Annotated in this window: 9 protein-coding genes; 4 read left to right on the plus strand and 5 right to left on the minus strand. The window is 62.9% G+C overall.

Annotated elements, in window-relative coordinates; all coding sequences use genetic code 11:
- The first annotated feature begins 87 nt into the window (after window positions 1-87).
- Window positions 88-1,605, plus strand: coding sequence for a LysM peptidoglycan-binding domain-containing protein (locus BM171_RS15405; RefSeq protein WP_093014444.1), 1,518 nt, complete (start codon window positions 88-90; stop codon window positions 1,603-1,605).
- Between the two features lie 3 nt (window positions 1,606-1,608).
- Here BM171_RS15405 and BM171_RS15410 read toward each other — a convergent pair whose 3' ends face one another.
- Window positions 1,609-2,526 carry a LysR substrate-binding domain-containing protein gene (locus BM171_RS15410; RefSeq protein ID WP_093014595.1) on the minus strand — a complete coding sequence of 306 codons (918 nt, stop codon included), beginning with the start codon at window positions 2,524-2,526 and terminating at the stop codon, window positions 1,609-1,611.
- Window positions 2,527-2,613: 87 nt separating this feature from the next.
- On the opposite strand from BM171_RS15410, the gene BM171_RS15415 reads away from it, so the two are divergent.
- Both BM171_RS15415 and BM171_RS15420 read left to right on the plus strand, forming a co-directional pair.
- On the plus strand, window positions 2,614-3,843 hold the full coding sequence (locus BM171_RS15415) for an acyl-CoA dehydrogenase (RefSeq protein WP_093014447.1): 1,230 nt from the start codon (window positions 2,614-2,616) through the stop codon (window positions 3,841-3,843).
- A gap of 105 nt (window positions 3,844-3,948) precedes the next feature.
- Window positions 3,949-6,105, plus strand: coding sequence for a thiamine pyrophosphate-dependent enzyme (locus tag BM171_RS15420; protein WP_093014451.1), 2,157 nt, complete (start codon window positions 3,949-3,951; stop codon window positions 6,103-6,105).
- Window positions 6,106-6,225: 120 nt separating this feature from the next.
- Here BM171_RS15420 and BM171_RS15425 read toward each other — a convergent pair whose 3' ends face one another.
- A complete protein-coding gene (locus BM171_RS15425; protein ID WP_093014454.1) occupies window positions 6,226-7,590 on the minus strand; it encodes an ISNCY family transposase in 1,365 nt (454 codons plus the stop codon).
- Window positions 7,591-7,790: 200 nt separating this feature from the next.
- Between BM171_RS15425 and BM171_RS15430 the strand changes: the two genes are divergently transcribed.
- Window positions 7,791-8,585, plus strand: a complete 795-nt coding sequence (locus tag BM171_RS15430; RefSeq protein ID WP_093014457.1) for a helix-turn-helix transcriptional regulator — start codon at window positions 7,791-7,793, stop codon at window positions 8,583-8,585.
- A 341-nt stretch (window positions 8,586-8,926) separates the two neighbouring features.
- Here the strand turns inward: BM171_RS15430 and tsf are convergent, their stop codons facing one another.
- From tsf to BM171_RS15445, 3 genes are all read right to left on the minus strand, one after another.
- On the minus strand, window positions 8,927-9,805 hold the full coding sequence (gene tsf, locus BM171_RS15435) for a translation elongation factor Ts (protein ID WP_093014460.1): 879 nt from the start codon (window positions 9,803-9,805) through the stop codon (window positions 8,927-8,929).
- A 113-nt stretch (window positions 9,806-9,918) separates the two neighbouring features.
- Window positions 9,919-10,716 (minus strand): 30S ribosomal protein S2, encoded by a 798-nt coding sequence (rpsB, locus tag BM171_RS15440; RefSeq protein ID WP_093014463.1) that lies wholly within the window; start codon window positions 10,714-10,716, stop codon window positions 9,919-9,921.
- 225 nt (window positions 10,717-10,941) lie between these two features.
- A complete protein-coding gene (locus tag BM171_RS15445; protein ID WP_245760292.1) occupies window positions 10,942-11,724 on the minus strand; it encodes a HupE/UreJ family protein in 783 nt (260 codons plus the stop codon).
- Window positions 11,725-11,824 lie beyond the last annotated feature (100 nt).

The raw sequence follows: 11,824 nt of genomic DNA on the forward strand, positions 1-11,824 counted from the left end.
GTTAGCGCTGTTGATATACGTTCTCAACCGGCTGCGGCGCGTAAAGATCTGCCTGTGCGCACGCAGCCTTACGGGGATGGACCAAAGATGACGACCAAATCCTCCATGTCCGGGCCGGTCGGGGCGGTCCTGGGCGTGACCGCGCTGTTTGGCGCGGCATTGGCCGGGCTTTATGCCACGGGCCAGTTGGACGATGTTCTCGCCCGCGGCGGGGACGCGCCCGAGGCTGTCGAGGACACAGCGGCTCTGCCGCAACCCGCGCCGGGTACGGACACCATTCCCGAGCCGCAACGCGATATGACAGCGCCTGAGACGGCGACCACAGGGTCGGAGCCTGTTCTCGCGGCCCGCACGCCCGATGCGCCGGAGGTTGCGACAGAGCCCGCAGCGCCGCTTGAAAACGCTGAGGAGGCCGATCGCGCCGATGCCGAGAGCGTAGCAACCGCGCCCGAAGCGTTGGACGCTGACACCGAAGAAGAAACCGCGCCCAGTTTCGACCTCGTTCGGGTTTCGCCCGACGGTAACGCGGTGATCGCCGGGCGCGGGACACCGGGTGCGAGGGTCCGCGTCCTTCTCGACGATGCCGAGGTCGCGGAAACCGAGATCGACGCGAGCGGCAGCTTCGTCCTTCTTCAGCCGCTCGGGACAAGCGCCTCGCCGCGCGTCATCACGCTTGCCGAGCGGATGGGGGACGCAGAGCGGATCGGCGCGGAAGAGATTATTCTCGCCCCGTCGCCGGAGGCTCCCGAGGCCCAAGTGACCGCCTCTGCGGAAAATGGCGAAGAGATGGCGGCTGGTCCCGTCGGCGCTGACGACGCAGGCGACGCTCCGACCGAAACCGCGGCCATCGAAATTGACGCGGCACCGGAAACCCCGCCAAGCGAGGCTCCGAGCCAACAAGCGGCACTCCCTGACGCTGAGGAACCCGGTATCGAGCCGGGTAGCGAGTCCAGCGAACCGACCGCCGCGAGTGACGCACCGAGTGAGACCGCCGCGCTCGATCCTGCCGCCGGCAGCGCGGTACCGGATCTGCCGGACCTCGCTCCGCCGGAAGCGGCTCCGCAACCGACCGCTGTGCTCCTGTCCGGCCCCGAAGGCGTCGATGTCGTCCAGCCCGCGACCGAGCCTGCAGATCTGCCGGACGGCGATTTCGTGGCGCTCGACGCGATCAGTTACGACGACGGGGGAGACGTCTCGCTTTCCGGGCGCGCGACTCCCGGCGGATCGGTCCGCATTTACGTCGACAATTCTGAAGTGACGCTAACCGATGTCTCCGAAGGAGGCCGCTGGCGCACAGGCCTGCCGAGCACGGAGCCGGGCACCTACACGCTCCGCCTAGACCGGGTCGATGCCGAAGGGCGCGTTCTGGCGCGGATCGAAAGCCCGTTCCGCCGGGAAAGCCGCGCCGCGATCGAGGCGGCGGCGCCTGAAAGCGGCGGGCCGGTCTACGCGGTCACGGTCCAGCCCGGCAATACGCTGTGGGGTATTTCGCGCGAACGCTATGGCGAGGGGCTGCTCTACGTGAAGGTGTTCGAGGCCAATCAAGACCTCATTCGCGATCCCGACCTTATCTATCCCGGCCAAGTCTTCGCGCTCCCCGATTGAGGCTCAGCGCGGCAGCGGATCGTCCTCGCCCTGCGCCTCGCCAGCCAGCCAGTCCCGGAATTCTGAAAGGGCCGGGGTCACCGGACGATCGGTGGGCCAGGCCAGGTGATAGGCGCCAAGGCTCGTCGGCTCGGCGTCATGCGCGACGACAAGACGTTTTCGCGCGAGCGCTTCCTCGGTCAGGTAGTCAGGCAGCAAGGCCACGCCAAGCCCGTGAAGCGCGGCCTCGAGGATCGTCGTGAACTGATCGAAGGATGTACCGGGCAGGGGGCCTGTCTCGCGACCCTGGGCCGCGAACCAATCCTCCCAGGCCGTGGGCCGCGTGTCGATGTGGAGAAGCGGAAGTTGCGCCAGTGTCTTGAGTCCGACAGGCCCATCCTTGAGCACGCTTGGTGCGGAAACGGGCAAGACCCGTTCGGGACGCAGGAGCAGCCGGTTCGTGCCGGGCCGCGCTGCCATGCCGAATTCGATGGCCGCATCGAAGGCTTCGGCCGCGAAATCGGGCGGCCTGAGGCGCGTCGTGAAGTTGATCGTCACTTCAGGGTGGCGCCGGGTGAAATCCGGAAGGCGCGGCACGAGCCAGCGCATCCCGAAGGACGGAAGCACCGACAGCGACAGGGAGCCCGCGCGCGACGGCATCCTGAGGCTCAGCGAGGCTTGCGCGATGCGGTTGAGTGCGGCGCGGACCTCGGCGGCATAGGCGCGCGCTTCGGGTGTGAGGCTGAGGGCGCGGGACTCGCGGCTCGCCAGCGTCACCCCAAGCTGATCCTCGAGCGTGCGGATCTGCCGGCTGATCGCGGATTGGCTGAGATCGAGCTCTCTCGCGACCGCCGCTGCGGTGCCGAGCCGATCCAGCGCCTCGAGCGCGCGCAAGGCGGGCAGGGGCGGCAGAAGGCGCCGCGATAAGGGGGATGCTTGCATTTCTTGCATGGATTCTTGCGGTATTGTCGCTGTTCGATGACGCTGGCGCAAGTTATCTTCTCTCCAAGCGAATTTGGAGGACACGTCATGAAAGACCTCGATGACAAGCCTGTACTGAAAGCAAAAGACGCGCCCAACCTGGGATCGTTTGACTGGGAAGACGCTTTCCGCCTGACGGACCAGCTCGAAGAAGATGAGCGCATGATCGCCGATAGCGCGCGCACCTTCGCGCAAGAGAGCCTGCAGACCCGGGTGACTCAGGCATTCGAAGAGGAAACCGTCGAGCCTGAGATTTTCCGGGAAATGGGCGAGATGGGGCTTCTTGGCGTCACCGTGCCCGAAGAATATGGCGGGCTCGGCTCGTCCTACGTGGCCTACGGGCTCGTCGCGCGCGAGATCGAGCGCGTGGATTCCGGCTATCGCTCTATGATGTCGGTGCAATCGAGCCTCGTCATGTATCCGATCTACGCTTACGGCACCGAGGAGCAGCGCAAGAAATACCTGCCGAAGCTCGCCTCGGGTGAATGGATCGGCTGTTTCGGCCTGACAGAGCCCGATGCGGGCTCCGACCCGGCGGGCATGAAAACGCGCGCCGAGAAAATCGACGGCGGCTATCGTATCTCGGGCTCCAAGATGTGGATCTCGAACTCGCCCATCGCGGACGTATTCGTGGTCTGGGCCAAGTCCGACGCGCATGACGGCAAGATCCGCGGCTTCGTGCTTGAGAAAGGCATGAAAGGTCTGTCGGCGCCGAAAGTCGGTAACAAGCTGTCGCTTCGCGCCTCGGTGACAGGCGAGATCGTCATGGATGGCGTCGAGGTCGGTGAGGACGCGCTGTTGCCGCATGTCGAGGGCCTGAAAGGTCCGTTCGGCTGTCTCAACCGTGCGCGTTACGGCATTGCCTGGGGCGTCATGGGTGCAGCCGAGTTCTGCTGGCATGGGGCGCGGGCTTACGGCCTCGACCGCAAGCAGTTCGGCAAGCCGATCGCGCAGACGCAGCTTTTCCAGAAGAAGCTCGCGGACATGCAGACCGAGATATCGCTGGGTCTTCAGGCGTGCCTGCGGGTTGGTCGCCTCATGGACGAGGCCAAGGCCGCGCCCGAGATGATCTCGCTCATCAAGCGCAACAATTGCGGCAAAGCCCTTGATATCGCTCGCATGTCCCGCGACATGCATGGCGGAAACGGCATTTCAGCGGAGTTCCAGGTGATCCGCCACATGGTGAACCTCGAAACGGTGAACACCTATGAAGGCACGCATGACATTCATGCGCTGATCCTTGGGCGCGCGCAGACCGGCTTGCAGGCATTCTTCTGATACGAGGCGCTTGGGGCTCTTGCGGCCCCTTTTCGCGAAGGCCAAGGTCACGCAAAGGCGCGGGATCCATCCGATCTCGCGCCTGCCGTCGAGCGGGAGAGCGACATGGACGCAAGCCAACGGGTGCACGAGACGTTTCTGGAGCGGGTGAAGGCCGGCGATCTGCCGAGCCTCGATCCGTTGGAGATCGACCAGGAACTTCTTCGGCAGCTGTGGCGCGCGCAGCTCATCTCGCGGCACATGGACCGGGCAGGGCGCTGGCTGCAATCCCAAGGGCAGGGCTTCTACACGATCGGCTCCTCGGGGCATGAAGGTATGGCAGGCGTCGCACTGGCGCTCTCCGTCGAGGATCCGGCCTTTCTGCATTACCGCGACGGCGCGTTTCAGGCGGCGCGGGCGCTGCAGGCCGGTCAGGATCCGATCATGGACTTCGCGCTGTCCTTCGCCGCCTCGTCCGACGATCCGATCTCGGGCGGCCGACACAAGGTTTTGGGCTCCAAGGATCTGAACATCCCGCCGCAAACCTCTACGATTGCGAGCCATTTGCCGAAATCCGTGGGTACCGCCTTCGCCCTTGGCCTCAACAAGCGGCGCGGTCTGACGGAAGAGCGGCTGGCGCTCTGTTCCTTTGGCGACGCCTCGCTCAACCATTCCACAGCGCAAGGCGCGCTCAATACCGCCGGATGGACCGCCTGGCAGGGCGCGCCTCTGCCGCTGATGTTCGTCTGCGAAGACAACGGTATCGGCATTTCAGTGAAATCACCCGAAGGCTGGGTGCGCGCGGTGCTGCAATCGCGGCCCGGTCTCGACTATGCCGAGGCCGATGGCTGTGATGTCGTGGCGGCTTATCGCGCGGCTCGCAATATGGCAGAGCGCATCCGCAAGACACGTCGGCCCGGACTTCTGCACCTCACTTGCGTGCGGCTCTACGGCCATGCCGGCGCGGACGTTGAAAGCACGTATCGCCCCGAGGCCGAGATCGCGGCTGCGGAAGCGCGCGACCCGCTGCTTTACACGGCGCGCCGTTTGCTTGATTCAGGACATGAAGAAGCCGATATTATCGAGCAATATGAAAGCGTTGAGGCGGAATGTTATCGTGCCGCAGAGCAAGCGATGACGCGCCCGCGGCTTAGCTCCGCCGCAGAAGTCGCAGCCTCGATCCTGCCGCCGAAAGCCAAGGCTCCGATCCCGAATGCGCCAGACCCCGAGGCGCGCGAGGCGGCGTTCGGGCCGGCCGATCTGCGCGCGCTGAAAGAGCCGCAAGCAATGAACAAGCTCATCAATCTGGGGCTGACGGACCTCATGCTGAGCTATGAAAACATCGTGCTCGCAGGCGAGGATATCGGTCGCAAAGGCGGCGTTTACGGTATCACCAAGGGTCTCCAGAACCGGTTCGGAGCGACCCGTGTCACGGACACGCTGCTGGACGAGCAGTCGATCCTCGGGCTCGCGATCGGTCTTGGCCAACAAGGATATATTCCGATCCCGGAAATCCAGTTCCTGGCCTATCTGCACAACGCCGAAGACCAGATCCGGGGCGAAGCCGCGACACTGCCGTTCTTCTCCAATAGGCAATATGCCAACCCGATGATCGTGCGGATCGCGGGGCTTGGCTATCAGAAGGGCTTCGGCGGCCATTTCCACAACGACAATTCGCTGGCCGTCCTGCGGGATATCCCGGGCATCGTGATCGGCTGTCCGTCGGATGGCGCAGAGGCCGTGAGGATGTACCGCGAAGCCGTGCGGCTTGTGCGGGAGGAAGGGCGCGTCGTCGTCATGGTCGAACCGATCGCGCTCTATCCCATGCGCGACCTCATGGAGCCGGGCGACGGGCTGTGGACGCGCCGTTATCCCGAGCCGGGCGAAACAGCGCCGCTCTCGAGTCTCAGAACGCTGGGCGAGGGTACCGATCTTGCGATCCTGACCTATGGCAACGGTGTCTATCTGTCGGAACAAGCGCGGCATGACTTGAACGCGTCTGGCATTGCAGCGCGCGTGATCGACCTGCGCTGGCTCACGCCGCTTGATGAAGCCGCGATCCTCAAGGCCGTTGGTACATGCGAGAAGGTTCTGGTCGTCGATGAATGCCGTCGCACAGGCTCGCAATCCGAAGCCTTGTGCACGCTGCTTGCCGAAAGATCGGACCGCCCATTCGCGCGCGTGACAGCCGAGGATTGCTTCATCGCGACCGGACCGGCTTACGCGGCCACATTGCCATCGCGGGAGGGGATCGTGGCAGCGGCGAAGGACTTGATGGCCTGAGCGCGGGGGCGCCTAATGGCGCCTGTCCGTGTTGCAACCAAGTAGAAATGTCACCGGGTTTGCAAAGCAGAAGTGTCACCATAAGCGCTGAGGTGAGCAAAGCCTGACAGGGCGGAGACCTCAATTATCGCAGCCCTGGCTGGCTTTGCGGGCCGCGTTTCGCTTTCGGTCTGCGAGGGTGTTCCAGCCGTTGTTGCGGCGTCCGTTCTTCCGGTATCCGTTTCTGGCACTTTCCGGGCGCACCTCGGCGCTGGCGGCGGTCCTGTCCTGCTCGGCCTTGATATGGGCAAGGACGGCACTGAGATGCTTGTTGTCCGTTATCGCCGCGTGTGTGACGCGCTGCTGATGCGGATCGAAGATGGTGCAGGGCAGGGCGATGCCTTTGTGACGAACCTGGATGCGCCCATCGGGGAATTCGTAGGTATCGGCATATTTGCCAACCAGACCGCGCGTCAGATCGTTGACTTCCAGCCGGATGCGCTTGTGGTCGTATTTCAGGGTCAGATCCTTGCTGACATAGCGTTTGTTGCGCAGACAGAAGATCTCGGCCAGCCGATCCAGTGCGACGTTCAACGCACGATGCAAATTATCCGGACGGGCAGCGGGCTTGGCGAACCTGTCGTTATAGCGCTCCATGAAGCCAGGGAGGAAGGTATTTGCAGCCTGCATATCCGAGATTCCAGCAATGCGCAGTTCTTTGACCAGGCGGTCCTGTAGTGTCCGGTTCGCCCGTTCCACGCGGCCCTTGGCCTGGCTGGTATTGGCGCAGAGAATCTCGATCTGCAGCTCTGCCAGAGCACGCCCGAACTGGGTCATGCCGGTCATGTGCTCGCTGGGTTTTGGCACGCGAAAGACCGTGTGTTTGTCGCTGTAGAACGCAACGGGGCGGCCATGCGTCGTCAGATAGCGCTCCAATGCTTCAAAATAGCTGAAGGTGCTCTCTGACCTGACGAAGCGCAGTTCCATGAGCGTGCTGGTGGCATCGTCGATGAAGACGAGCAGGGTGCAGGGATCGCCCCGATCCTCGAACCAGCGGTGCTCCGAGCCGTCAATCTGTATGAGCTCGCCAAAGCACTCTCTGCGCAATCTCGGCTGATGAAATGTCCGACGTTGTTTGCGCGAGAGCCAAAGGTCGGCTTCCTGCATCCATTTGCGAACCGTCTCTCGCGACACCTTGAACCCATGATGCTCGGCCAGCATCTCAGCCGCCAGCGTCGGCCCGAAGTCGGGATAGTTCTCCTTGATCAGCGACAGCGCGTAATCCCGTTTGGCTTTGTGGATGCGATTGTTCGGAGGTTTGCCGCGCGCCTTGTGCCGGATCGCCGACGCGCCATCCTGACGATAAAGCTTCAACAACCGGAAAATCTGCCGACGCGTCAGTGCCAGCATGCTCGAAGCATTGTCGACGCTCAACCGTCCATCATCGACCTGCGCCAAAACCTCCACGCGTTTCAACTCGCGCTCGCTCATAACCACCCATCCCATGCCCAATCTCCCTCAACTTCGGAAGGGAGAGTGACATTCCTGAATTGCTCATGGGTGACATTTTAGCTTTGCAGTTACAAGTCCGATAATCGCATAATCAGTATTATGTTAAAAACCGTCACGGTGAGATCTGTAATTATGGACAGAGCTTAGCGCGATCTCGTAATCTGCTGCCGCTGTATCTTCGGGTTCCCGCATCCATGTCGTCCGATCCGAACACCAACGCCGTTTCGGAGGCGCTTGAAGGCCGGCTTCTGCGGCTGACCCTGTGCGATACGATCGAGCAAGCCTGGTCCACGCATTGCGCTACGATGGCGGAATACGGGTTCACGCGGCTCCTCTATGGCTTCACACGGTTCTGGTCCGGTGCATCGCTTGGCGATCCAGAGGACTTCCTCGTTCTGACGAACCTCGAAAAGAAGTACACCGACCGTTTCATCGGGGACGCCATGTATCGGGACGCACCGATGGTTCGCTGGTCTTTGGAGAACGAAGGCGTCGTGTCGTGGCGGATCCTTGGCCAGATGCAGGCATCGGGCGTTCTCACTGAAGCGGAGCGCAAGGTTGTCGCGTTCAACCGCTCGCAAGATGTGACCGCCGGATATTCGATCTCGTTCCGGTCAGTGTCGCGACGGGCCAAGGGCGCGATCGCTCTCATGGCGCGTTCGGGTCTTGAACAGGACGAGGTGGACGAGATCTGGAACCGGCATGGCGCTGCGATCGAGCTGTTCAACAACATCCTGCATCTCAAGATCCTCACCCTGCCCTATACGCCGCAAAATCAGAGCCTGACGCCGCGCCAACGCGAAGCGCTCGAATGGGTTGGTGACGGAAAGACAACGGCCGACATCGCCGCGCTCATGGGATTGACGGCAGCGACCGTCGAAAAACATCTCCGGCTCGCGCGCGCCGCGCTCAATGTCGAAACCACGGCGCAGGCCGTGCTGAAAGCCGCGTTTCAGAACCAGATGTTCGTTCTGGACCTCCGGGGCTGACTGCAGCGACGGTCAGGAATTCCGGACTTACCTAACGCAAAGTAAACTGTCAGCTTGAACACGTTCCACGCGTGTTGGCTTTCAGAGGCCCGGAACGTCGATGATGCCGTATACCCCTGATATTGCAGGGCTCTGCGACATAGTTGAGTGTGAGTATCGGTGCAGACTCCAAATTTTCGGAGTGTGTATTCGGAAGGCCCGGCAGGCCCCAACTCTCATCCCCAAATGTCTTGGGGGCAATGCCGGGTCTCATTTAATGAAGGTTTGATTTCAACAGCTTGTTTTAGAACGAAAAAGGCCGCCCCTAGAGGCGGCCTAATTCATTCCCGATCCGAAGAGGTTCAGCCGCCCTGTGCCGCTTTCGCGACTTCGGCTGCGAAGTCCTCTTCTTTCTTCTCGATGCCTTCGCCGACCTGCATACGCACATAGCCGGTGATCTCGACGCCTGCATCAGCGGCGGCCTGCGCCACGGTCTTGTCCGGGTCGATGACGAAGGCCTGACCGAGCAGCGTGATCTCGGCGAGGTACTTCTTCATGCGGCCTTCGATCATCTTCTCGATGACCTGCTCGGGCTTGCCCGACTGGCGCGCGATGTCGATCTGGACCTGGCGCTCTTTCTCGACGATCGAGGGCTCGAGGTCGTTCTCGCTGAGCGATGCGGGGTTCGCCGCGGCGATGTGCATCGCCACCTGACGGCCGAACGCTTCGTCATCGCCAGTGATCGCAACGAGCACGCCGATATTGCCCATGCCGTCGCCAGCCGCGTTGTGGACGTAGGACACGACCTTGTCGCCTTCGATCTTCTGCATCCGGCGCAGGGTCATGTTCTCGCCGATCTTGGCGATCTTGTCGGTCAGGACGTCCTTGACCTTCTTGCCCTGGATCTCGGCTTCAGCCAGCGCGGCAACGTCGGATTCTTTCAGCGCGGCTTTCGAAATATCGCCAACCATTTCCTGGAACTCGGCGTTCTTGGCGACGAAGTCGGTCTCGGCATTCACCTCGACGGCAACGCCCGTGCCGCCTTCGACAGCCACGGCCACGAGGCCCTCGGCCGCGGTCCGGCCGGATTTCTTCGCAGCTTTCGCAAGGCCCTTGGTGCGCAGCCAGTCGACGGCGGCATCCATGTCGCCCTCGGCCTCGGTCAGCGCCTTTTTCGCATCCATCATGCCTGCGCCAGTCATTTCGCGCAGTTCTTTCACCTGTGCAGCAGTGATCGCCATGTCGGCTCTCCTCAATGTCGGATCAAACTCCGGGCCGCCCCGATATGGGGCGTCGCCCGGTCAATGCAACCATCGCGTGACAGCGCCATGACAGCGCTGCCCGCTGGGGCCAATCAGAACTGGGCCGCTTCCGCGTCGCCCTGCCCTTCGGCGGCGTCCTCGGCCACGGCGGCCTCGGTCGGCGTTTCCTCGAGCGCGCCGAGGTCGACACCAGCCGCTTCCATCTGGCCGGACATGCCGTCGAGCGCGGCGCGCGAGGCGAGATCGCAATAGAGCGAGATCGCGCGGGCCGCGTCGTCGTTGCCCGGGATGATGTAGTCGACGCCGTCAGGCGAGCAGTTGGTGTCGACAACGGCGACCACCGGGATGCCCAGCTTGTTGGCTTCGGCGACGGCGAGCTGTTCTTTCTTGACGTCGATGACGAAAAGCAGGTCAGGCAGGCCGCCCATCTCGCGGATGCCGCCGAGGGACGCGGTCAGCTTCTCCTGTTCGCGCTCCATGCCGAGGCGTTCTTTCTTGGTCAGGCCTTCCGCGCCGGCATCCATCTGCTCGTCGATGTTCTTGAGGCGCTGGATCGACTTGGAGACGGTCTGCCAGTTGGTGAGCGTGCCGCCGAGCCAGCGGTGGTTCATGTAGAACTGCGCGCATTTCTCTGCGGCTTCCGCGATCGGCATCTGCGCCTGGCGCTTGGTGCCGACAAAGAGGACCGAGCCGCCCTTGGCGACGGTTTCGCGAATGACGTTCAGCGCCGCGTCCAGCATCGGGACGGTCTGCGTCAGATCCATGATGTGGATGCCGTTGCGCTCGCCGTAGATGAACTCGCCCATGCGGGGGTTCCAGCGCTGCGTCTGGTGGCCGAAGTGAACGCCAGCCTCGAGGAGCTGACGCATGGAGAACTCGGGAAGAGCCATGCCTTTTCCTTTCCGGTTTACGCCTTGGCGGGGGTGAGGGCGCGGATTGCGCCAACCGGTGGACGTCTGGGGATGTCTCCCCCAAAGGCCCGACCCCGCCTGCGGGATTTCAGTGAGCGCGCGTATAGAGCGGGTGCTCGCCAAGCGCAAGCCCCCTGCCCTTTGGATTGGTCCAAATACCGCGGGGAGCGCGAGGGGCTGGCCCCTCGCCGCCCATCCTCGCCTTCAGAGAAACACCCGTTCCACGAACCAGTAGGCTCCCACGAGCCCGATCGCGGCAGAGGCCGAGATCGCGACATAGGTCCGGTATGCGCCGAGCTTGTCGACATTCGTCGCCGCCAGAAGACACAGCAGCGACAATCCGGCGAGTGGCAGCAGGAACAGCGGCGCGGAGACCTCGAAGCCCGCCAGCGCGTTGCCCTCGAGGGCGAGGAAACTGAGCGCCACCAGGGCCAGCGCCAGGACGCCGTAGAACACCTGCCCGGTCCGCTCGCTATAATCGAGCGCGTCGACCCGAAGCGCGACCCAGACCACGAGAAACATCGCGGCGATGATCGCAATCTGACCGATCTCGACGCCGACATTGAAACCGACAAGCGCCGCACCGAACTGTCCATCAGGCAAGCCGAACTCGCTCAGCACGCTGGCAAAGCCGAGCCCGTGCAAGAGGCCGAACAGGAAGATGACCCCGATCCGCCAGCCTGTGACGCGGCGCGCGAACATGTTCTCGGCAGCCACGAAGACGATGGAGGCGGCGATGATCGGCTCAACGATGCTGCCGGGTATGCTGACGATCCCGAATGCGCCGAGCGCCAGCGTGACCGAATGGGCCAACGTGAAGATCGTGATCTGAAGGATCAGCGGACCGACATTCGGTGTCATGAAAAACAGCGCGAGCACGAACAGGATGTGATCGAGACCGAGCGGCAGGATATGCGCGAAGCCGACCGGCACATAGGCAAGCGCCGTGCTGAGCCAGCCCGTTCCCGCCGCTTCGGAAACGGCCATCTCCGTCTCCGCCGCAAGAAGGGCGGAGGCCGGGAAGACACAACAGAAAACCAGGAAGACACGTAACATAAAGCAATCCCTCGGCGGCGGCATAGGCTCT

Origin of the sequence: Roseivivax halotolerans (assembly GCF_900115815.1) — a bacterium.
In the GTDB taxonomy this organism is placed as follows: Bacteria; Pseudomonadota; Alphaproteobacteria; order Rhodobacterales; family Rhodobacteraceae; genus Roseivivax; species Roseivivax halotolerans.

Bases quoted from the DNA above. Each gene is read 5' to 3' on its own strand.
- BM171_RS15420 (WP_093014451.1), top strand. From the start codon at position 3,949: ATGGACGCAAGCCAACGGGTGCACGAGACGTTTCTGGAGCGGGTGAAG.
- BM171_RS15445 (WP_245760292.1), bottom strand. From the start codon at position 11,724: ATGGCCGTTTCCGAAGCGGCGGGAACGGGCTGGCTCAGCACGGCGCTT.
- BM171_RS15430 (WP_093014457.1), top strand. From the start codon at position 7,791: ATGTCGTCCGATCCGAACACCAACGCCGTTTCGGAGGCGCTTGAAGGC.
- BM171_RS15425 (WP_093014454.1), bottom strand. From the start codon at position 7,590: ATGGGATGGGTGGTTATGAGCGAGCGCGAGTTGAAACGCGTGGAGGTT.
- rpsB (WP_093014463.1), bottom strand. From the start codon at position 10,716: ATGGCTCTTCCCGAGTTCTCCATGCGTCAGCTCCTCGAGGCTGGCGTT.
- tsf (WP_093014460.1), bottom strand. From the start codon at position 9,805: ATGGCGATCACTGCTGCACAGGTGAAAGAACTGCGCGAAATGACTGGC.
- BM171_RS15415 (WP_093014447.1), top strand. From the start codon at position 2,614: ATGAAAGACCTCGATGACAAGCCTGTACTGAAAGCAAAAGACGCGCCC.
- BM171_RS15410 (WP_093014595.1), bottom strand. From the start codon at position 2,526: ATGCAAGCATCCCCCTTATCGCGGCGCCTTCTGCCGCCCCTGCCCGCC.
- BM171_RS15405 (WP_093014444.1), top strand. From the start codon at position 88: ATGACGACCAAATCCTCCATGTCCGGGCCGGTCGGGGCGGTCCTGGGC.